The sequence below is a fragment of the Nonomuraea sp. NPDC050404 genome (assembly GCF_040655495.1).
Lineage (GTDB): Bacteria > Actinomycetota > Actinomycetes > Streptosporangiales > Streptosporangiaceae > Nonomuraea.
In genome coordinates, this window is the sequence record NZ_JBFAKB010000016.1 from 62222 (window position 1) to 84051 (window position 21830).

Annotated in this window: 15 protein-coding genes; 8 read left to right on the plus strand and 7 right to left on the minus strand. The window is 71.8% G+C overall.

The window, feature by feature from the left end:
• Positions 1-143 precede the first annotated feature (143 nt).
• Positions 144-437 (plus strand): hypothetical protein, encoded by a 294-nt coding sequence (locus AB0I81_RS37520; RefSeq protein WP_360667032.1) that lies wholly within the window; start codon positions 144-146, stop codon positions 435-437.
• Complete coding sequence (locus AB0I81_RS37525) at positions 427-1761, plus strand: S8 family serine peptidase (RefSeq protein WP_360667035.1); 1335 nt, start codon at positions 427-429, stop codon at positions 1759-1761. The genes AB0I81_RS37520 and AB0I81_RS37525 overlap by 11 nt, the downstream gene beginning before the upstream one ends.
• A 191-nt stretch (positions 1762-1952) precedes the next feature.
• Here the strand turns inward: AB0I81_RS37525 and AB0I81_RS37530 are convergent, their stop codons facing one another.
• Genes AB0I81_RS37530 through AB0I81_RS37540 form a run of 3 tightly spaced genes read right to left on the minus strand, consistent with a single transcriptional unit; the run spans position 1953 to position 8056 of the window.
• The gene (locus AB0I81_RS37530) at positions 1953-4610 is read right to left on the minus strand and encodes an AAA family ATPase (RefSeq protein WP_360667038.1); all 2658 of its coding nucleotides are present in this window, start codon (positions 4608-4610) and stop codon (positions 1953-1955) included.
• A 4-nt stretch (positions 4611-4614) separates the two neighbouring features.
• Positions 4615-5814, minus strand: a complete 1200-nt coding sequence (locus AB0I81_RS37535; RefSeq protein WP_360667041.1) for a HEAT repeat domain-containing protein — start codon at positions 5812-5814, stop codon at positions 4615-4617.
• Entirely contained in the window at positions 5804-8056 is a 2253-nt protein-coding gene (locus AB0I81_RS37540; protein ID WP_360667044.1) for a protein-arginine deiminase family protein, read from the minus strand. The genes AB0I81_RS37535 and AB0I81_RS37540 overlap by 11 nt, the downstream gene beginning before the upstream one ends.
• A gap of 174 nt (positions 8057-8230) precedes the next feature.
• Between AB0I81_RS37540 and AB0I81_RS37545 the strand changes: the two genes are divergently transcribed.
• Both AB0I81_RS37545 and AB0I81_RS37550 read left to right on the plus strand, forming a co-directional pair.
• Positions 8231-11098 (plus strand): BTAD domain-containing putative transcriptional regulator, encoded by a 2868-nt coding sequence (locus tag AB0I81_RS37545; protein ID WP_360667047.1) that lies wholly within the window; start codon positions 8231-8233, stop codon positions 11096-11098.
• Positions 11099-11124: 26 nt separating this feature from the next.
• Positions 11125-11559: a GNAT family N-acetyltransferase gene (locus AB0I81_RS37550; RefSeq protein WP_360667050.1), complete on the plus strand. Its 435-nt coding sequence runs from the start codon at positions 11125-11127 to the stop codon at positions 11557-11559.
• A 65-nt stretch (positions 11560-11624) separates the two neighbouring features.
• On the opposite strand, the gene AB0I81_RS37555 is transcribed toward AB0I81_RS37550, so the two are convergent.
• Positions 11625-12146, minus strand: coding sequence for a nucleoside-triphosphatase (locus AB0I81_RS37555; RefSeq protein WP_360667053.1), 522 nt, complete (start codon positions 12144-12146; stop codon positions 11625-11627).
• A gap of 193 nt (positions 12147-12339) precedes the next feature.
• Here AB0I81_RS37555 and AB0I81_RS37560 point away from each other — a divergent pair, with 193 nt between their 5' ends.
• Positions 12340-13284, plus strand: coding sequence for a WYL domain-containing protein (locus tag AB0I81_RS37560; protein ID WP_360667056.1), 945 nt, complete (start codon positions 12340-12342; stop codon positions 13282-13284).
• 3 nt (positions 13285-13287) lie between these two features.
• Here the strand turns inward: AB0I81_RS37560 and AB0I81_RS37565 are convergent, their stop codons facing one another.
• Both AB0I81_RS37565 and AB0I81_RS37570 read right to left on the minus strand, forming a co-directional pair.
• Positions 13288-14739 (minus strand): pyridoxal-dependent decarboxylase, encoded by a 1452-nt coding sequence (locus AB0I81_RS37565; RefSeq protein ID WP_360667059.1) that lies wholly within the window; start codon positions 14737-14739, stop codon positions 13288-13290.
• Positions 14740-14969: 230 nt separating this feature from the next.
• On the minus strand, positions 14970-15176 hold the full coding sequence (locus tag AB0I81_RS37570) for a DUF4236 domain-containing protein (protein ID WP_360667062.1): 207 nt from the start codon (positions 15174-15176) through the stop codon (positions 14970-14972).
• Between the two features lie 108 nt (positions 15177-15284).
• Here AB0I81_RS37570 and AB0I81_RS37575 point away from each other — a divergent pair, with 108 nt between their 5' ends.
• Positions 15285-16031, plus strand: coding sequence for a metallophosphoesterase (locus AB0I81_RS37575; RefSeq protein ID WP_360667065.1), 747 nt, complete (start codon positions 15285-15287; stop codon positions 16029-16031).
• A gap of 38 nt (positions 16032-16069) precedes the next feature.
• Here AB0I81_RS37575 and AB0I81_RS37580 read toward each other — a convergent pair whose 3' ends face one another.
• Positions 16070-19453: an alpha-L-arabinofuranosidase C-terminal domain-containing protein gene (locus tag AB0I81_RS37580; protein ID WP_360667068.1), complete on the minus strand. Its 3384-nt coding sequence runs from the start codon at positions 19451-19453 to the stop codon at positions 16070-16072.
• Between the two features lie 228 nt (positions 19454-19681).
• Here AB0I81_RS37580 and AB0I81_RS37585 point away from each other — a divergent pair, with 228 nt between their 5' ends.
• Positions 19682-20662 (plus strand): LacI family DNA-binding transcriptional regulator, encoded by a 981-nt coding sequence (locus AB0I81_RS37585; RefSeq protein ID WP_360667578.1) that lies wholly within the window; start codon positions 19682-19684, stop codon positions 20660-20662.
• A gap of 76 nt (positions 20663-20738) precedes the next feature.
• A complete protein-coding gene (locus AB0I81_RS37590; protein WP_360667071.1) occupies positions 20739-21728 on the plus strand; it encodes an ABC transporter substrate-binding protein in 990 nt (329 codons plus the stop codon).
• The last annotated feature ends 102 nt before the right edge of the window (positions 21729-21830 follow it).

A 21830-nucleotide genomic window follows, 5' to 3' on the forward strand; every position in this document is an offset into this window, starting at 1 on the left:
GGGCGAGTGAGGCGGGCGGCCGGGCCGGGCGGGGATGTGCCGGGTGTGCTGGGGTCAGGGCAAACCCCTGGTCGTACTCCGAGGCGCGGTCCGCCGGGCGGGGCCTATCTTCGCCGTACACGGCCGGATGTGGGGGTGATCTCGTGGACGGCAAGGTCACGGCGGCGCTGCGCGAAGTCCTCGATCGGCTGGGGCCGGAGGAGGAGGCGGAGGCGATCGTCTACCCGGCGCGGTCGCTGGAGAGCCTCGCGGCGCGGCTGGCGGCGGGCCAGGAGACGGGGCGGCTGCGGTTCACCGTGCTCGCCCTGGCCGGATGCGCCGCGGTGCGGGCCGGGCGCGCGGTGCTGGAGGCTCTGGCCGAGTGCGACGACGTACGCCTCATGACCGCCAACCCCACGTTCGGGCACGACACCGCGGAGGAGAGTCATGTCAGATGAGAAGCTCAGTGACGCCTACAGACAGGTGGTCGCACGGGCGGCGGATGACGAGGTCATCACCGCCCTGATCCGTACGAAGCCGGCGGACCCGAACGGGGAGAGCAGGGAACGGGCCCTGGCCCAGCTCGCCGGCGAGCGCCTGGCCACCCGCAGATCGGAGCTGCTGTCGCTGGTCGGCGAGCGCTACGCGGCCGGCAAGGACTACCAGCGCCGGGCGATGGAGGTGCCCAAGAGGGATGAGGCGGTCATCTCGGCCGCGCCGTCGGCGCACCGGCTGTGGCTGGCCGATGCCATCGCGGTGTCGGGCACCCCGGGCGAACTGGCCGACCTCGCCACGCACGAAAACGTCACCGAGGTGTTCGCCAACCCCCGCTACAGCGTCCCCCGGGTGTTACAGACTCCGCTGGAGGACAGCCCGGAGTCGGTGGACGGCAGCACGTGGGGCGTGGCCAGGATCGGCGCGCCCGAGGTCTGGGCCGGGCTCGGCCGGGGGGACGGAGTGCTGATCGGACACCTGGACACGGGCGTGGACAACAGCCATCCGGCACTCACCGGCAAGGTGTCGGCCTTCCAGGAGTTCAACTCGCTCGGCGGCCTGGTGGTCTCCACGCCGCACGATTCCGGCTCCCACGGCACGCACACGGCGGGCACCCTCGTCGGCAGGACCGTGCGCGGCCTGAACATCGGCGTCGCGCCGGAGGCACGGCTGCTCTCGGCGCTGGTGCTGCCCGGCGGCTCGGGGACGTTCGCGCAGATCGTCGCCGGCATGGAATGGGCGATCAGGCAGGGCGCGCACGTCATCAACATGTCGCTCGGCGGCGACGGCTACAGCCAGGCGTGGAACGTGCCAATCAGGAAGACCGTGTTGTCGGGGGTGGTCGTGGTGGCCTCCATCGGCAACTCGGGGCACGGCACCAGCGGCGGTCCCGGCAACGACCCGCTGTGCGTCGGGGTCGGCGCCACGCATGCCCAGGACCAGGTGGCCGGCTTCAGCGGCGGGCAGTCGTTGTCGGTGCAGTGGTTCGACGAACGGCTCCAGTACATCAAGCCGGACATCAGCGCGCCCGGCGTGCGGGTGGTGTCGTCCGTGCCCGGCGGCGGGCTGGCCGCGTTCAACGGCACCTCGATGGCGGCGCCGCACGTGGCGGGGGCCGTGGCGCTGCTGCAGTCCACGGAGAAGGCGCTGCGGGGCGACCCGTTCGCCACCCGCGCCATCCTGCTGGGCACCGTGGAGGACCATGGCGAGGCCGGTCGGGACCAGCGCTTCGGGTTCGGCAGGCTGGACGCCCAGTCGTCCGCGGAGCAGGCCGTGGCCTTCCTCTGACCCGTGGCCTTCCGCTGACCCTGACCGGAAGACTGACCCTGACTGGAAGACCGGCCCTGACCGGGAAGACTGGCCCTGACCGGGAAGACTGGCCCTGACCGGGAAGACTGGCCCTGACCGGGAAGACTGGCCCTGACCGGGAAGACTGACCTTCACTGGAAGACCGGCGGGTCCGCGTCCGCGCCCGCCGGTCATGGTGAGTTGAGGCGCAGAACCAGCTGGGTCCGGGAGCGGACCCGTAGCTTCAGGTAGACGTTGCCCAGGTGGTATTCGACCGTTTTCACGCTCAGCGCCAGCTCGCGGGCGATCTGCCGGTTGGTGAGCCCGCGGGCGGCGCGGGCGGCGATGGCGGACTCCTGCGTGGTCAGACCCGCGACGACGGGACTCGACTCGCGCGACCCCACTCCGCACGCCGCCAGCTCATGGACGCACCGCCGCAGGTACGCCCGCGCGCCGAACCCCTCGAAGGCGGCGTACGCGCGTTCGAGGCGCTCGGCCGCCAGCCCCCGCTTGCCCGAGCGCCGCAGGCAGGCGCCGTGGTCCAGCTCGGTCTGCGCCAGCGCGAACGACATGCCCAGCCGGTCGAGCAGGGCGGCCGACCGTTCGAAGCAGGCCCTGGCCCGCTCCGGCTGCCGACGGGCCGCGTGCAGGTTCCCGCGCGCCCGCGCCGCCGCCGCGATCTGCGAGGGACGCCGGGCGGCGGCCTCCCAGCGGTCCAGCCGCTCCTCCGCCTCCTCCAGCCGCCCCGTCGCGGTCAGGGCGTCGATGAGCATGTCCGCCCACGGGATGAGGTCCTGCCCGGGAGCCGGGCACGCGAGGACCGCCTCGAAGTCGCCGCGCGCGGTGGCCAGCCGCATGGCCGCGACCTCGGCGTGCGATCGAATCAGCGCGCCGCCGGAATGCGGGGTGCTCTCCCGTGCCAGGCGCAGGTGCGCCTCGGCCGCCTCCCACTCGCCGCGCCCGGCCAGCACCTGCGCGAGGCCGGCGTGGAAGACCGGCGCCAGCAGGACGTGCCCGGCCTCGTCGGCGAGTTTGGCGGCCTCCTGGCAGTGGGCCAGCGAGCCGTCCCAGTCTCCGCGGTGGTAGTCGATCTCGGCGAGCGTCGTGTGGGCGAGCAGGTGCGGCCGCAACGGCAGCCGGGCGCTGGCGGCCAGGATGCCGTGCAGGTCCAGCGCGGCGGCGGGCAGGTCGTCCAGCCAGAGCCGCAGCATCGCCCGGCCAAGCAGCGCCTCCAGTTCGGCGACGGAGGCCGAGGCGGGGGCGGGCAGGTCGGGCAGCCGGGCCAGCGCGTCGCCCGCCCGGCCGGCCAGCCCCAGCGTGTACGCCGACAGGCAACTCGCCAGATCCAGCCCCACCGGCAGGTCCGCCGGCTCCCTGGCCCGGTCGTTCCACGCCGCCGCGGCCCGTACGTCCCCGTTCAGCATGCGCAGCAACGCCTGCTGGGTGGCCACCTTGGCCGCCAGCACGGGGTCGGCCCCGTCCGCCTGCCGCCAGGACTCCTCCAGCAGGGTCCCGGCCTCGTCCGTACGTCCCGACTCCAGCATCAGCAGCGCCAGCACGTAGGCCCGCCACGCCGACGGGGGCAGGCCGCGCACCTGTGACAGCAGCGCTCCCGCGCCGGCGTGCCCCATGATGATCCGGCCCTCCGCCGCCTCCAGGACGAGCCGGTGGCGTTCGCCGGCAGTGGTAGCCAGGCGGGTGGCCGCGCCCAGGTGCGTGGCCGCCTCGCTCCAGGCGCCCTCCGCCGCCCGCTCGCGGCCCAGCTCCGCCAGCTCGGCCGCCAGTTTCCCGTCCGGGCCGACCGAGCCCAGGCAGTGGTGCCGCAGGGCCGCGGGCCTTTCCTGCGTGAGCGCCGCGGCCCTGCGGTGCAGTTCGGTGCGCCGGGACGGGCCGAGATGGTCCTGGTACACGGCCGTACGCACCATCGGGCACGGGAACGCCACCTCACCCGCGCCGATCACTTCCAGCAGCAGCCCCGCCGAGATCGCCTCCTCCAGCGCGGGCAGCGGATCGTCCAGGCGCGCGACCTCGGCGGCGGCGTGCAGGGAGCAGCGCTGGCCGAGCACCGCGGCCGCGGCGACCAGTTCCCTGCCCGCGGGACCGCAGGTGGCGAGGTCGGCCAGCACCCTCAGGGTGAGCGCGGCCGGCGCGGGGAGCGGGGTGTCGAGGTCTTCCAGGGCGGCGTTCGCGAGCCGGCCGAGCAGCGCGCGGATGTGCTGGGGGTTGCCGCCCGTGTGCAGGCTCAGCCGGATGGCGGCGGGCTTCGACGGCCGGCGTCCGGTCAGCTCGGCGCAGAGGTCGGCCACCGCCGCCGTGCCCAGCCCGGCCAGCAGCACCCGCAGGGTGCCCGCCGCGTTGAACAGGCGGTGCACGGCGGGAGGTAGCGCCGGGTCGTGCAGGTCGCGGACGACCATCACCACGACGAGCCTGACCTCCTGCGGCCGCCGCAGGACGAAGGAGACCGCCTCCAGGGAGGCGTGATCCGCCCACTGGACGTCGTCGGCCACGATGACGACCGGCTCCTCGCCTTCGGCGCCCGTCAGCTCGCCGGCCAGCGCCGCCCCGGCCGTCATCGTGTCCCGGGGAGCGGGAGCCCGTGCCGTCAACTGGGTGAGCAGCCCGTACGGGAGCCCGGACTCGGTCTCCGCGCCGGCCGCGCGCAGCACGCGGGGCAGCGTGGCCACCGCCCGCTCGATCAGCGCGGTCTTGCCGATTCCCGCCTGGCCGCTCACGACCATCAGCCTCGGCCTGCCGGGGGCCGGCTTGCGCAGCGCCCGGTCGAGGACCAGGAGCTCTTCCGCGCGGTCCACGAAGACCTCGTCGTGTTCGGCCAGGAGCCGTCCGCTCATGTCATCATCCCCCATCGGCCCTGCCGGTGATCCGTTCCTTCGCCCTCTTGGCGGCGTGCCGCACGGAGGGGTGTTTGTGCTTCTTCGTGGCGTAGGTGAGGGCGTCCAGCGCGTTCGCCGCCGCGCTGTCGGGGGCGTCCGGCGGGGGAGTCTGGGCCAGCACGCTCATCGCGCCGACCATCTCCAGGGCGACCTGCTCGTCGGCCTCCCCTTGCAGGACGTCCCTGAGCGAACCCATGTCTCCGCCGCCTGCTCCTTCGCCGGCGTCGGCCGCTGCTGAGTCCGTCCGCACGGACGTCTCCGCCAAGGCCGCCCACGCGGCCGTGTCCGTCCGCACAGGCGCGCCTGCCGTGTCCGTCCGCACGGGCGCGCCTGCCGTGTCGGTCCCCTCGGGCGCGCCTGCCAGGGCCGTCCACACGAGTGTGTCCGCCGTGCCCGTCCGCACGGGCGTTTCTTCCGGGGCCGTCCGCACGGGGGCGGCCCCTCTGCGGCTCTCCCCCCGCCACAGGTACTTCAGCGCCCGCACCGAGCTGCCGCGCAACTCCGGGTCGGGGGAGTGGACCAGGCTCACCAGCGTGTGCGCCGCCTCCTTGCACCCGAGCGACCCCAGGCACAGCGCCGCGGTCCCGCGTAACGCCGGCTTCTGCTCCTCGTCGTCGAGCAGCCGCCGGGCGATGGCGGTGACCTGCGGGTCGCCGGTGTCACCGAGGGTGCTCAGGGCGGTCAGGACGGGAACGCGTGTGGCGTCGTCCCGTACCGTGTCGAAGAAGCGCAGGAGCGGGCCGATGGCCGCCGGGTCGTGCAGCTCGACGAGCGCCTGCAGGATGATCCGGATGTCGGTCGGCGAGGAGAACTCGCGCGACTTGGTCAGCATCTCGACCAGCCTCGGCACGATGGACCGGCCGAGCGCCGTCAGTTCGAGGGCCAGGCGGCCGGGGGCGGGCGTCAGGCCGACGATGGTGCCGGCGCGGTCCTCCATGACGGAGGCGGCCATCCTGTACAGGTGCCCGTGCATGAGCCAGCCCAGCAGGATCCCGGCGTTCGTGGCGGTCTCGGGATCGGAGCTCGATGCCTTGCGCCGCAGGCCGACCCGGACGACGGGGTCGTCCGGCGTGCTCAGGATCGTCTCCCTGGCGGCCACGTACGCGGACCCGGACTCTCGCACGCAGGAGGCGAACAGCTCCTCGAACTCCTCAACGGTCATGATCGTTCCTTCCGGTGTGGCGGTCGGTGGTCGCCTCCCGCGGCGTGCGCATGACGTTGGTGCCGCAGTGCACCTCACCCTCGTTGAGGTGGAAGGGCGCCCAGGTGTCGATGAAGTACGCGGTCAGGCCGCGCCGGGCCAGAGCACTCGCCGTGTACGCCTCGAACACGTCCACGTCGCCGCCCGGGATCCGGATCCGCGTCCAGCGCGCCGGAGTCTCCTCGTTCGCGTCGAACTGACCGGTGGCCAGCAACGCCTCCTTGGACACCCCGAAGGCGCCGGCCAGATCCCCGGCCCAGGTACGCGAGGTCGCCCAGTGCCGCTGGTCCGTCAGCCGTCCCAGCTGCTCGCCGGTCAGCGCGGGGAGGCGGGGGTCGAGGTCGCGCAGCACCAGGGCGACGCCGTCGGGCCGCATCCGCGGTCCGAGCGCGTGCGGAAGGAAGACGTTGCGGTCGCTCACCAGCGCGTTGACCAGGTTCGGGGTGCGCGCGGTGGCCCGCAGGCGGCCGACGTCGGGCAGCTCGAACTCGTCCGGCTGCCGTTTGACGTCCGTGACGAACAGGACGGGAAGCCGGATCAGATCGTCGTCGCTCAGGGCGAGCCCCTGCATCAGCCGCTGCTCGATCGCGTTGATCACCTTCTCGTCCAGCTCGCCGTTCAGGTCCTCGGCGCTCCTGAGCACCGTGGCCGGATCGGTCAGCTCGAAGGGCAGCCCCTGGCCGCGCAGCATCTGCGTGAGCCCGAACCCCTGCGCCGTCTCGCGGGACAGGGCCAGCTCCAGCAGCCTCAGCGCGCGCTCCGGGGAGGCCAGGAGCAGCCGGAAGGGCGCGGAGGCGTCGCCGGGCACCACGCTCAGCAACTCATCGACGTGCCCGACGTGCAACCAGGAGGTGTCCAGCGGCAGGATCGGCTGCACGCCGCCCTGGGCCTCCAGGAAGGCGCGGTAGGCGGGGCTGACGGAGCGCGTGTAGTGAACTTCCAGACCGTGCGGCTCGGCGACGATCTCGAAGACCCAGGACGCCGGCCACCGGTGGTCCGTCGAGCGGTCCTCCACCAGCCACCGCCGGCCCGCGCGGAGCACGGTGACGCGCATCGTCCTGCGCAGCCCGAACTTGTGGTCCTCGAAGGCCCACCACACTCGCGCCGAGCCGCCCCCGTCGAGGTCCGGCGCGAGTGCGGAGGGCAGGGTGAAGACGTGCCGCCGGCACTCACCGAGCAGGATCTTGCCGTGCGGCGCGACGCCGTGTTCCGGCACCCGGGGTCCGGCGATCCCCGCCTCCTGCTCCGGGGTGACGGACATGACCGGCCCGCTCACCTCAAGGTTGCCGCCGTAGTCCGTCGAGTCGATCGGCAGCGGCGCCGCGAGATCGCCGAACAGGCCCACACCGTGCCTGGGCAACTCGGTACGCACCCAGTCGCGCAGCCCGTCGCCCTTGTTGCGCGGATTGTGCACCGCCACCCGCATGCCCACGGAGCCGGTGCCGCAATAACCGATCTCGAACTCGTCCTGCGGGAAGAAGTCGGGAAACCGGAACCTGCCGCCGTCGATCAGGTGGAGGCGGCCGTTCTCGCCCGGCGTGAAGCCGTCGGCGGACTCCCTGGGCACGGCGTCCTCGCCGTAGGCGAGCCTGAGGGCCTCGGCGAGGTCCGCCACCATGGGATGGGTGCCCTCATTCGTCTGCCTGGCGTAGTAGACGACGTAGATCCGCTCGACCGGGTCCAGGTTCGACAGCAGGAAGAAGGGCGCGATCCTGAGCCGTACCGAGTCGCCGCCGGCGTCGGCGCCGTTGGTGACCCGTACCTCGACCTCGGCGGGGGACCCGTTCAGCCCCGGAGCCCCGCGCAGGGTGACGGCCTCCATCCTGAGCTCGGCCCCGCCCGAGTCGTCGAGCGGGAGGGGGATCCTGACGCTCTCCCCGGCCGGATCCGCGGCGGCGCCCACGGCGCGGACCCAGCCGCCGTCGCCGTCGGAGCGGAAGAGACGGACGCGCCTGGCGTCCCCCGGAGCGATCTGCAGGTAGAGGCTCTGGCCCGGCGACGTCGGATGGACGGCCAGCCGGATCAGGTCGGACAGGTCCCCCGGGCCGTCGATCACGTCGTTGAGCCCGTCCAGCAGGCGGGTGAGGTCGGTGCCCCGAGGGGGCAGGCCGCCGTCGATGTCGAGGTTGGCGAGCAGGACCTCCCCATCGGTCTCGATCCTGGCGAACCGCGCCGGCGCGACGATTTCTTCGCTATGGGACATGAGGCATCCTCCAGCTTCTTGGGCATGGTGAGGATTCGGCGCTTCCCAGCATGGAGGGGCCCGTTGGAGGAACCACTGGACTGGCCACTGGAGTGCCTGTGCCCGTCGGCTATGGGCCGGTGCGGCTCGGCGGTCTATCTTTACCTGAGGATGCGCCAATCGGCTGGAGACGGGATGGGCGACCAGGGGCCACAGACCGTCAGGTTCACGGTCCTGGGAGCACTGCGAGCCTGGCTGGGGGACGACGAGTTGGTGCTCGGCTCCCTCCAGCAGCGTACGCTCCTGGCCGTGCTGCTGCTGCGCGCCAACCGGCCGATGAGTCGCGAGCAGCTCATCGACGCCGTGTGGGGTCCGTCGCCGCCCGCGTACGCGGTGAACCTGGTGCAGAAGCACGTGTCGGCCCTGCGCCGCGTCCTGGAGCCGCACCGTTCGCCCAGGGCGCCGTCCAGGACGCTGACCTGGACCGACATCGGCTACCTGCTCAGCGTGCCCAAGGACCTGCTGGACCTGCACTTGTTCGAGTCGGAGGTGGAGCGGGCGCGCGCCGCCAGGTCGGAGGGCGACCTCGCGCTGGCCGCCCGCATCCTGGCCGCCGCGCTGGAGTTGTGGCACGGTCCAGCCTGTGACGGCCTGAGCTGTCCCCTGATCGACGCGGAACGGGCCCGCCTCGACGAGCGCCACGCCGACGTCATGGAGGACCGCATCGACCTCGACCTCACCCTCGGCCGCGATTTCGAGCTGGTCGGCGAGTTGCGCACGCTCGTGGCCCAGTACCCGTGGCGGGAGCGGCTGCGCGTGCTGCTCATGCTGGCGCTGTACCGGTCCGGCCGTCAGGCCGAGGCGCTGGCCGCCTACCAGGAGGCGCGCAGGCATCTCAACGAGGAGCTCGGCATCGATCCCGGCCCGCAGTTGCGCCGGATGCACGAGCAGATCCTCGCCGCCGATCCCAGCCTGACCCCGGCTCCCGCCGGTCCCGCTCCCGCCGCCAGGTTGCCGGCGCCGGCGCAGCTTCCGTACGGGATGCCGGACTTCGTCGGCCGTGACGCCGAACTCAGCCGCCTGGACGACCTCTGCCCGTCCGGGAGCGTGGGCGCGTTCCGGCCCATCGTCATCAGCGCGCTGGCCGGCATGGCCGGCGTCGGCAAGACGACGCTCGCCGTCAACTGGGCGCACCGCGTCCGCAAGTGGTTCCCCGACGGGCAGCTGTACGTGAACCTGCGCGGCTTCGACCCGAGCGGTTCCGCGATGAAGCCCGCGGAGGCCATCAGGGGCTTCCTGGACGCGTTCGCGGTGCCGCCGCCGCAGATCCCGGTCAGCCTGGAGGCGCAGGCGGCGCTGTACCGCAGCCTGCTGGCCGACCAGCGGATGTTGCTCATCCTGGACAACGCGGAGAACGCCGAGCAGGTCCGTCCCCTCCTGCCGGGCGCGCCCGGCTGCCAGGTCCTGGTCACGAGCCGGGACCAGCTCGCGGGCCTGGTGGCCGCGGAGGGCGCGCGGCTGATGACGGTGGACACGCTGTCGCCGGAGGAGGCGCGGGAGCTGCTGGCCCGCCGCCTGGGCGCCGGGCGGGTACGCGCGGAGCCCGAGGCGGTCGATGAGATCATCGCGCTGTGCGGGCTGCTCCCGCTCGCGCTGGCCCTGGTCGCCGCGCGGGCGGCCACCCACCCCGGCTTCCCCCTGACCCAGCTCGCGGCGGAACTGCGGGTGGCCGACGGCAGGCTGGACGCCTTCCACAGCTCCGACATCTCCACCGACATCCGCTCGGTGTTCTCCTGGTCCCTGCAGCGCATCGGCCATCTCGCGCAGCGGCTGTTCCGGCTGCTCGGGCTGCACCCGGGCCCCGACATCACGTTGTACGCCGCCGCCAGCCTGGCCGGCGTGCGCCCGGCCGACGCGCGTGCCGCGCTGTCCGAGCTGACCAGGGCGAACCTGCTGATCGAGCACGCGGCCGGTCGCTACACCTTCCACGACCTGCTGCGCGCCTACGCCGGGGAGCTGGCCCGCAACGTGGAGAGCGCCGCGTCCCGCAGGGCCGCCGTGCACCGGGACTGCGACTTCCACCTGCAGACGGCCTTCCCCGCCGAACGGCTGCTCAACACCCTGCGCGACCCGCCCGAGGTGGCCGCGCCGAGACCGGGCGTCACCGTGGTGGACATCACCACCCCCGAGGAGGCGATGCGATGGTTCGAGGCCGAGCACCGCGTCCTGCTCGACGTGGTCGCCCAGGCCGCCGAGCTGCGGCTGGACGTGTGCTGCTGGCAGCTGGCCTGGGCGTCGGGCACCTACCTCGACAGGCAGGGGCACTGGCGCGACCTCGCCGACGTCGCCAACACCGGCCTGGCCTCCGCCGAGCGGTGCAAGGACCGGCTCGGGCAGGCCCTGGCCCACCGCGACGTGGCGCGCGCCGCGCTGCGGCTGGCCGACCATGACGCCGCCGACCGGCACCTGCGGGCGGCGCTGCGGCTGTTCGACGAACTGGGCGACCTGGCCGGCCAGGCGTACACCCACCGCAACCTGGCGGCGACCCTCGAACCCCAGGGGCGGGACGTGGAGGCGCTGCACCACGCCCAGCGGGCCCTGGAGCTCTACCGCGCCGTGGACCACGAGGCGGGCACGGCCGACTGCCTCAACGCGGTCGGCTGGTTCCACATCCGGGTCGGCGATCACGAGCAGGGGCTCCTGTGCTGCCAGGAGGCGCTCGTCCTGCACGAGAAGCTCGGCGACGTGGGCGGCAGGGCGGAGACCTGGGACAGCCTCGGCCTGGTACACCACCGGCTCGGCGATCACCGGCAGGCGGTCGCCTGCTACGAGCAGGCACTCCAGCTCTTCCGCGAGCTGGCCGACCGCTACAACGAGGCGTGCACGCTCACCCGGCTCGGCGAGAGCCACGACGCGATGGGCGCGATCGAGGCCGCCGACCGCGCCTGGCACGAGGCGCTGGGCATCTTCACCGAGATCAGGCACGCCGAGGCGCAGCGCACCAGGGCCCGGCTGGAACGCCGCCGCAAGGGCGAGCCCCGTCCGGGCCGATCCGCTCCCTGAGAATCGCCCCGGATACAGTCGTCCGGATGGTGACCCTTGCGCATGAGAGCTCGTTTGACGAGGCCGAGATCTTCAAGCTGTACGACTCCGTCGGGTGGGACGTCTGGACCCGGGACGTCGCCAAGGTCTGCCGGGCACTGGCCGGCTCGCATCTCGTCGTCACCGCCAGGGACGACGACGGGCGGCTGCTCGGGCTGGCGCGGACGGTGTCCGATGATGAGGTGATCTGTTACGTACAGGAATTGCTGGTCGACAAGGAGTTCCACGGGCGGGGCATTGGGCGGCGGCTGCTTGAGCACCTCATGGAACGTTACGCGCACTGCCGCTACTTCATGGTGACCACCGACCACGAGTCCACCTCTGAAGGGCCCGCGAACCACGCCTTCTACCGGCGGCTCGGCATGATCGAGCATCGAGAGCAAGGGCTGTCGGCGTTCGGGCTGCGGGTGCGGAACCCCTGACAGCCGGGGCCGGGCGCAGGGGGCTCTGACAGCCAGGGGCTCTGGTGGTCAGGGGGCTCTGGCGGTCAGGGGGCGAGCAGGCGGGCGAGTGCCTCGGGGAGGTCGTCGCGGTTCTGCGGGGTCACGGTGATCAGCTCGGCGTCCACGCGCGCCTGGAGCGAGGGATGGGTGCGCTGGTGGACCGTGGCCACGATTGGGACGCCGGCCTCGAAGAGCGCCACGCAGCGCGGCAGGAACGCGGGTGAGAGCAGCTCCATGGGGCCGAGCTCGTCGATGAGCGTCACCGTGCCCCGCGCGGCCTGCGCCTGCCGGATGGCCGGCAGCGCGATGCGCTCGAACGCGGGCACGTTGACGCCGTACCTGCCGATTCGCGGGCCCGTGACCCACGAGAGGTGGGCCATCACGGCCCGGCGGCCGGTGAAGTCCTCGACGAAGAAGCCCGCCCGACGGCCGTGTTCGAGTATCTCGTCGCTGAGGAAGCCGCAGATCGGCACGCCCGCGGCCCGCAGGAGGGCGGCGAGACGGCGGACGACGGTGGTCTTCCCCGTACGGGGCGGGGCGGTGAGCAGGATGCGCGGCCTGGACACCGCTCCAGGATCGCAGAAGCGCCACCCGCGGAGAACAGCGGGAGACGAACAGCCGGTGGCGAACGGCGGGAGGCGGGTACTGAGGGCGGGCACTGAGGGCGGGCACTGAGGGCGGGCGCTGGGGGTGGGCGCTGGGGGTGGGAGGCGTTGAAGTGCTCAGCCGGTGAGCGCTTTGGCGGGGATGATGGAGGGCATGCGAGCCGATCGACTGGTGGCCGCGCTGCTCCTCATGCAGGCGCGCGGCCGGGTGACCGCGGCGGAGCTGGCCGAGCGGCTGGAGGTCTCCGTGGCGACCGCGCGCCGCGACCTCGAAGCCCTGTCCGCGGCCGGCATCCCCGTCTACCCCCAGCAGGGGCGCGGCGGCGGGTGGCAACTGGTGGGCGGCGCGCGCACCGACCTCAGCGGGCTCACCGCACAGGAGGCCCGCGCGCTGTTCCTGCTGGCGGGACCGGCCGCGCCGGCCGCCCCCGAGGTCAAGTCCGCGCTGCGCAAGCTGATGCGGGCGCTGCCCCACACGTTCAGGGCCGACGCGGAGGCCGCCGCGGACGCGGTCGTGATCGACCCCGCCCGCTGGGGCGAGCCGGACAAGGAACGCCCCGAGCTGGTCCGGGTTTTGCAGGACGCCACCGTACGGCGGCGCAGGGTCAGGCTCGTGTACGAGGGCCGCCGCGACCACCCACGCACGGAACGCCTGGTGGACCCCTGGGGCCTGGTGGACAAGGACGACATCTGGTACCTGCTGGCCGGGACCGAGCGCGGTCAGCGCACCTTCCGGGTGGACCGGATCGTCGAGGCCGTGGTGACGGAGGCGGAGTTCGAGCGGCCCGGCGACTTCGAGCTGTCACGGGCGTGGGAGCGGGTCGTGGCGGAGATGGAGCGGCGGCGCTCGACGGTCTCCGCGACCGTGCTCATCTCCGTCCGGCTCCTGCCCATCCTGCGCGACCACTTCGGGCGGCACTGCGAGACCCTGGGGGAGACGGCGGACGGGCGGGTCAGGGCGCGGGTGGCCGCGCCGATGGCCCTGACGATCGCCGAGCAGCTCGCCGGGTGGGGCGCGCGGGTGGAGGTCGAGGAGCCGGACGAGGTGAGGGCAGAACTGGCCAGGATCGGCGCAGAACTCCTCGCCCGCTACGGATGACGATCATGGGAGCGTGGCCGACAGGGCGGCGTGTTCCCGGCGGATCTGCTCCCAGGCCCGCTCCACGTGTTGCCGCTCCGTCGCCGCCGTCCCGATGGCCATCCGCAACAGCACCCGGCCGGACACCTTCGTGTGCGTCAGGTACATCGACCCGCTCGCGTTGAGCAGTTCCATCAGCCGCAACGTGGCCCGGTCCGACTCGGCCGCCGGCAGCCCCCGCCACACCGGGCGGAAGCACACCAGGCCCAGGGGATGCGGCTCGTGCAGCCTGAACCCCGGATCGGCGGCGATCCACCCCGCCAGCTCCCGGGCCAGCGCGACGCCCTTGCGGATGTGCTCGCGCAGCCCCTCGGCGCCGTACCAGCGGATCACCGACCACAACTTCAGCGCCCTGAACCGCCGGCCGAGCGGCACCTGCCAGTCCCGGTAGTCCACGACGGAGCCGGTCGTGGTGGCGGCGTTCCTGAGGTACTCGGGCAGGATCGACAACGCGCCGAGCAGCGGGGCGCGGTCGGCCGTCCAGAGCACGGTGCAGTCGAAGTTGGTCAGCAGCCACTTGTGCGGATTGGTGGAGTACGAGTCCGCGTACGCGGCCACCCCGTCGTTCAGCCACCGCAGTTCCGGGCAGACCGCGGCCACCCCCGCGTAGGCGGCGTCCACGTGCAGCCAGACCCCGCGCTCCCGGCACACCTCGCCGATGGCGGGCACCGGGTCGATGGCCGTGGTGGAGGTGGTGCCCACGGTGGCGCACACCATCGCCGGCACGGCGCCGGCGGCCTCGTCCTCGGCCAGCAGGGTACGCAGGTGGCCGGGGTCCATCGCCAGCGTGCCGGGATCGACGTCCACGCCCCGTACGGCCGCCGCCCCCAGGCCCGCGATCCGCGCCGCCTTCTCCAGCGACGAGTGCGTCTGGGACGTCACGTACAGCGTGTAGCGCCGGTCGACGCCCTCGGCGGCGACCCGCCCGCCGCCCGCCCGGTGCAGTGCCGCCAGCAGCGCGACCAGGCAGGCGCTCGACGCCGAGTCCTGGATGACGCCGCCGCCGGCCGCGTCGGTGCGGAAGTGCTCGGGCAGCCCGAGCAGTTCGGCCAGCCAGTCCACCACCACGGTCTCCAGCTCCGTGCAGGCCGGGCTGGTGACCCAGAGCATGCCCTGCACGCCCAGCCCGCTGGAGAGCAGGTCGCCCAGGATGGCCGGGCCGCTGGCGTTGGAGGGGAAGTAGGCGAAGAAGCCCGGATGTTGCCAGTGCGTGATGCCGGGCAGCAGGACGCGTTCGAGGTCGGCCAGCACGTTCTCGAACGGCTCCCCCTCCTCGGGCGGGCGCGACGGCAGGGCGGCGCGGATCTCGCCCGGCTTGACCTGGGACATGACGGGATAGGAGGAGATTCCGGCGAGGTAGTCCGCGATCCAGTCGACGACCTGCTTGCCGTGCCGGCGGAACTCCTCAGGCGACATGTGAGGGCTCATCCGACCACTCTGCATGGGAGCGGCAGGGTCGCGAAAGGGCACGAAAAGGGCGGGGCGGGGTCGCGAAAGGGTGCGAAAAGGGCGCGGCCCGGTCGCGAAAAGGCGCGAAAGGGCGTGAAAGGGCGGGGCGGGATCGCGGAGGGGTGCGAAAAGTGGACGGGCCGGAGGCTTTCGCCCCCGGCCCGTTCTATCTCAAGCGGTCGTGAGACCGCCGAGTGTCAGTAGCGATAATGCCGGTGGCGCTTGCCACCGAAGCTCTTGGCGAGATGGAACCCGCCGGGCAGGTGCACCGAGACGTGCCGCCGGCCGTCGGGCGTGGTCGAGACGTGGAAGCGCCGGTTACCGTAGCTGTGGCCGACGCCGTGCCGTGACAGGTTGATCCGGAACGGCCCCAGTTTGATTGACTTGCGGTAGTGCCAGCCCATGTCCCTCCTCCGCCATTGTGATCCGCACCATCTGCTCATCCAGAACAACGGCCGGGATGGCAGCCGGGTTCCCGGGCCGGTAGGACAAGAACAGGAAGGACCGCGTTCATGATCGTGATCGCTCACCTGAGCGACATCCACATCGGCGCCACGCCCGAGAGCGTGCCCCGCGCCGCCGCCGTCATGCGCTATCTCGACGCGCTGCCCGGCGACCTCGACGCGGTGCTCGTCACCGGCGACATCGCCGACCATGGCGCGGCCGAGGAGTACGAGACGGCCGGCAAGCTGCTCAGCTCGCGCCACCCGGTCCTGGCCGGCCCCGGCAACCACGACGTCAGAGCCGAGTTCCGCCGGGTGCTGCTGGGCGGCGAGCCGTCCGGCGAGCCGATCAACCAGGTGCTGCGCACCGACCGGGCCATCTACGCGATGTGCGACTCCTCCATCCCCGGCGAGGACGCGGGACACCTGGAGGAGGAGACGCTCGACTGGCTGGAGGGCGTGCTGGACGGCGCGGACCTGCCCGTCTTCGTGGCCTTCCACCACCCGCCGGTAACGCTGCACACCCCGCCGGTGGACGGCATCAGGCTGCACGAGACCGGGCGGCTCGAAGCGCTGCTGACCGGCCGCGCCAACGTGCCCGCCGTGCTGGCCGGCCATGCCCACGTGGCCGCCGCGACCACGTTCGCCGGGCTGCCGCTGCTGGTCGGCGGGGGCGTCGTGTCCACCATCACGCTGCCATGGGAGGGCGGCACGAGCTTCGGGAACTGCGTCGACTACGACCTGCCGCCGGTGATCGCCTTCCATGTGCTCGACGACGAGGGACGGATGACCACCCACTACCGCGTGATCCCGTAGAAGAGGGGCGGGCCGCGAAAGGGCCCGCCCCCTCGGGGTCACCGCTCGGTGAGTTCGATGAACGTCACCGAGTACGCGGGGAAGTCGTAGGTGAAGGACGAGGAGAATCCGTTCACCTGCCGCCGCTCCGGCGCGATCCGTTCCGGTTCGGAGATCGAGTTCACGTCCGACGGCGCGCCGGTCAGCGAGGTCACCGTGGCGGCCGGCCGGAACCGCGCGGAGCCGAGGTCCACGCTGCTGCGCACGGCGGTGTCCTGCGCGTTGACGACCTTGAGCGTCACCTTCTTGCCGTCCCTTCCGACCACCTGGTACAGCGGCTCCACCCGGGCGCTGTCCACGAAGTCGTTGATCTGCTGCCCGTCCAGCCAGGTCGTGATCCTGCGCCCCTCGACCCGTACCTTCAGGTGGTAGTCGCGGCCGGTCTGGACCGTGGTGGCGGAGGTGGCGATCGAGGCCTTGCCGCCGTTGACGGCCTTCTCGATGGCGGACTGCGTGTTGCCCCAGCCGCCGACGTTCCACCAGTAGAAGTTGCCGGTGTCACGCACGCCGAACATCACCAGGAAGCCCTCCGCGCCCGCCGTCTTGCGGCCGGTCACCTCCATCGTGTAATTCGACCAGTCGGCCGATCCCGCCGTTGACCTGGCGTCCTCGACCTGCGCCGTCTGCGCGTACGCGCCGTCCCGCACGGCCCAGGTGCCCAGCCCCGGCGTCCACTTCCCGGCCCCCGCGGAGAAGTCGTCGGCCAGCAGCACGGTCCCGTCCGCGGCGGTGACCTTGACGTCGTCGTAGCTGACCGCGGTGTTCCACGCGCCCAGCCCGACCGCGCCCTTGATGTCCTCGACGGGCTTGACCTCGCCCTCGAACGTGCTCGGCACGACGCGCTCGCCCACGTTGGTGGAGAACAGCCGCTGGACGTGGTAACTCGGCGAGCCGTACGCCTGGTCGTTGTCGAACCAGATCAGGTCCGGCGCCCAGTCCACGTAGTCCACGTTGGCCAGCAGCGGCGCGTAGGAGGACAGTTCCACCACGTCGGAGTTGCGCTCGATGCCCGTCAGGTACGACGCCTCCGCCAGGGCGTTGAAGAACGTGTTGCCCCTGGAGGCGTACTCGCCCACGAAGACCTTCGGCCCCTTACGGTCGTAGGAGTCGTAGCGCTTGTTGTTGGCCAGGAACCAGTCGGTGTTGTTGTAGTAGTGCTCATCGACCAGGTCGGCCTTCTGGTCGCGGGCGAACTGCCACATCCGGTCGAACCAGGGCCCCTGCGACGTCTGCCCCGAGTTCGTGATGATCTTGATGTCGGGGTACTTCGCCCTGATCGCGTCCGCGAACTTCGGATAGTTCGCGAAGAACTCCTCGTAGATCTCCTCGTTCCCGAGCCCGATGTACTCCAGCCCGAACGGCCTGGGATGCCCCATCTGCGCCCGCTTCTTGCCCCAGGTCGAGGTGACCGGCCCGTTGGCGAACTCGATCAGGTCGAGAGTGTCCTGCACCCATCGGGCCAGCTTGGCCTCGTCCGTCAGCGGCCGGTTCTCGCCGCAGCCGTTCACGCCCACCGACAACACCGGCAGCGCCTCGGCGCCGATGTCCTCGGCGAACTGGAAGTACTCGTAGTAGCCGATGCCGTAGCTCTGGTTGTAGCCCCAGAAGTTGAAGTTCGTCGGCCGCTCCTCGACCGGGCCGATCGTCTCCTTCCACTGGTAGATGCGGCGCCGGTCGCCGGTCTCCGCGTACGGGTCGTACGTGCCGACGTTGGTCACGCAGCCGCCGGGGAACCGCAGGAACCGCGGCTCCAGATCGGCGATCATCTCGGCCAGGTCGGTCCGCATGCCGTGCCCCTTGAAGGTGTCACGGGGGAACAACGAGACCATGTCCAGGTCGGTACGCCCGGCGGGAGCCTGCACGATCAGGCGGCCCGCGTCGGTGGTGGCCGAGGCGGTGAACGACGCCCTGTACTTGGCCCAGCCGCCCGCCTTGACCCGCACGGTGGCCCTGCCGAGCACACTCGTGCCGTCCTCGACGGTGACGGTCAGCGGCGCGGCCTCCGCGCGCCTGGCCCAGAGCGACAGGTCGTAGCGCTTGCCCTTGACGAGCGGCAGCCCCCGGTTGAACCCGGCGTTGGCCGCCCCGGCCGTGCCCTCACCGGCCACCTCCAGCCGCAGGTAGTTGCGGTTGTTGGAGTTGAGCGGCTCCTCGCCGGTGACGGTCAGGGTGGCGGTGGCGCCGCGCTCGGCCTTGCTCCACGCGGTCAGGCCCGTGTAGGAGGGCTCGTCGGTCGCGTTGAACTCGAACGAGCGGTTCTGCACCAGTTCGGCGTAGAGCCCGCCGTCGGCCGCGTGGTTGATGTCCTCGTAGAAGACGCCGTACAGGTCGGGGCTGACCTTCGTGCCCTTCGCCCTGGTGTCCACGCTCATCTTGCCCGAGGTGTAGTCCTCGATCCGGAACTTGGTGGCCTCCGTGCCCATGACCAGCCTGCCGTCGCTGATCGACAGTTCCCGGCCGCCGGAGGAGACCGTGACCCTGCCGCCGCCGGCGTCCTTGAGCTGGAAGGGCGTGGCCTGCGCGCCGAGCCGGACGGGGGTGGTGGCCTGCAGGTAGGTGCCGCTTTCGAGGTCCTTGAGCGCGCCGCCGGGCTCGGCGGTGAGCACCAGCCCGGTCATGGACGCCTTCGCCGAGGCCCGCACGACCCCCGAGCGGTCGGCCGTCAGGTACGGCAGCGCCGCCGCCCGCAACGTGAACGGCCCCTCCGGCACCACGGCCGCGCCCTCGGCCGCCTTGATCGCGAAGTAGTCGAAGCCGGCCCGCATGGAGGTGCCGTTCTGCGCCGACAACCCGAACAGCCCCACCTGCCCGATCTTGAGCGCGGCGGTCATCCTGGACGCCTGCACCCAGGCCGTGCCGTCCCAGTAGGAGGAGGTGAACTCGTCGCCGGTCCTGGCCAGCTTGAGAATCTCGGCGGCGGAGCCCGGCCTGGCCGCGAAGGCCGAGGTGAAGGCCGCGCCGACCTCGGTGGCCGTCTCGACCACCGGCCCGCCGGCGAACCCGACGTGGGCCAGCCCGGCGCGTACGTAGTTGTCCCAGTCCTGCCAGGCCAGCAGGCCCGCGCTCTGGTAGTCCAGCGCGACGGGGGCGGCGAGCTTGGTGACCACCTCGAAGTCGCCGTCGGGGACGTCCACGAGGAAGAGGTTCCTGGCGTTGTTGGTGGCCTGGTGGGTGTCGCCGGTCAGCGTGTCCAGGCGCAGGGCGCCGTCCGACAGGCTCCAGCGGGAGTCGTCCGGCGAGAGCACCGTCCAGTCCTGCCCGAGCGTGGTGCCGTCGAACTGGTCCACGACGGCCCCTTCGGGGATGGGGTCCGCCGCCGCGACGGCCGGTGGTGCGGTGAGCAGACCGGCCAAGAGCAGGGCGGATAACGCGATTCGCAACATGAGTGGGGGGCTCCTCAGGGGTTGTTAGCGTTAACAATCAAGTGAGCGTTAACAACTGCGAATGGCGACAAGGTAAGGAGCGCTTGCCCTGGTCGTCAAGACCTTTCCCTGTAACCCGACCGTAATGTCGCGAGCTATTGACGACATCCGTTGTTAGCGTTCACAGTCGGGCCAAGCCAGGAAAGGAGCACGGCCGTGGGATCCACCCTGGGGCGCCGACTGCCGGTCATGGCCGACGTGGCCAAGGAGGCGGGCGTGTCGCATCAGACGGTCTCCCGCGTGCTCAACGATCATCCGAACGTGCGCAGCGAAACCCGTACGCGGGTGCTCGAAGCGATCGACAAGCTCGGCTACCGCCGCAACCTCGTCGCCCGCGCCCTGGTCACCAAGCACTCCAGAACACTCGGAGTGGTCAGCTTCGACACCACCCTGTACGGCCCGGCCAGCACCGTCTACGGCATCGAGCGGGCGGCCAGGGCGGCGGGCTACTTCGTCAGCATCGTCAGCCTCAAGTCGATCGACCGGGCCGGTGTCCGCGACGCCCTCGACTACCTGGCCGACCAGGGCGTGGACGGCATCGTGGTGGTCGCGCCGCAGCGCTCGGCCGCCCAGGCGCTGGCCGACCTGCCGCTCGGCGTGCCCACCGTCGCCGTCGAGGGCGGGCAGGCGGGCGGGGTGTCGGTGGTCTGCGTGGACCAGGTCGCGGGAGGCAGGCTCGCCACGGAGCACCTGCTGTCGCTGGGACACCGGACGGTGTGGCACGTCAGCGGGCCCTCCGACTGGCTGGAGGCCGAAGGGCGCGTGGCCGGGTGGCGGGCCGCGCTGGAGCAGGCGGGCCGCGAGGCCCCGAGACCGCTCGCCGGTGACTGGAGCCCGCGCTCGGGATACGAGGCGGGCCGCAGCCTGGCGAGCATGAGGAACGTGACCGCGGTGTTCGTCGCCAACGACCAGATGGCGCTCGGCGTGCTGCGGGCGTTCACCGAGCAGGGGGTGAGAGTGCCCGAGCAGGTGAGCGTGGTCGGCTTCGACGACATTCCCGAGTCGGAGTTCTTCTCGCCGCCGCTCACGACCATCAGGCAGGACTTCGACGCGGTGGGCAGGCACAGCATCGAGGTGCTCGTACGGCAGCTCGAAGGCGGTCCGCAGGAGCGGGAGCGGCTCGTGGTGCCGCCCACGTTCGTGTCCAGGGTCAGCACGGCCCCGGTCTAGAGCCGTACCCGAAGGCAAGGACGCGCTGGCGCCCGACCTGGGTTGTTAGCGTTCACACCAGGAAGGAACCCCCCACGTGTTAAAGAGGATCTCGGCTCTGGTGCTCGCCGGGCTCACCGCGATGTCGGTGGCGGCGTGCGGCGGTGGCGGCGGTACCACCACCGCCGGTACGGGCGGCGGCGGGAACGACGCGATCACCATGGGCTTCTCCCAGGTGGGCGCGGAGAGCGGCTGGCGCACCGCGAACACCAAGTCCGTGCAGGACTCGGCCAAGAACGCGGGCATCACGCTCAAGTTCTCCGACGCCCAGCAGAAGCAGGAGAACCAGATCAAGGCCATCCGCTCCTACATCCAGCAGAAGGTGGACATCATCGCCTTCTCGCCGGTGGTGGAGTCCGGCTGGGACACGGTGCTGAAGGAGGCGCAGAACGCGAAGATCCCGGTCATCCTGACCGACCGCGCGGTCGACTCCAAGGACACCACCCTCTACAAGACCTTCCTCGGCTCGGACTTCATCGAGGAGGGCAAGAAGGCCGGCACCTGGCTGGTGGAGGAGTACAAGGACACCAAGGATCCGGTGAACATCGTCGAGTTGCAGGGCACGACGGGTTCGGCGCCGGCCAACGACCGCAAGGCCGGTTTCGCCGAGGTCATCGCGGCCGACACCAAGTTCAAGATCGTCGCCTCGCAGACCGGTGACTTCACCCGGGCCAAGGGCAAGGAGGTCATGGAGGCCTTCCTGAAGTCCACCCCGGACATCGACGTGCTGTACGCGCACAACGACGACATGGGCCTGGGCGCGATCGAGGCCATCGAGGGTGCGGGCAAGGTGCCCGGCAAGGACATCAAGATCATCACCGTCGACGCGGTCAAGGACGGCATGCAGGCGCTCGCCGACGGAAAGATCAACTTCATCGTCGAGTGCTCCCCGCTGCTCGGCCCGCAGCTCATGGACCTGGCCAAGAAGGTCGTCAAGGGCGAGCAGGTGCCCGCCCGCGTGGTGACCGAGGAGACCACGTTCACCCAGGAGCAGGCCAAGCAGGTCCTGGCCGACCGCCAGTACTGAGACACCGGGCGGCCCGGCGACACAGCCGGGCCGCCTGCGAGGGAGTGCCGTCGCCTGGAGGAGCGCCGGGAGCGTAGCGACCAGAGCGGGGGAAGGCGGCGG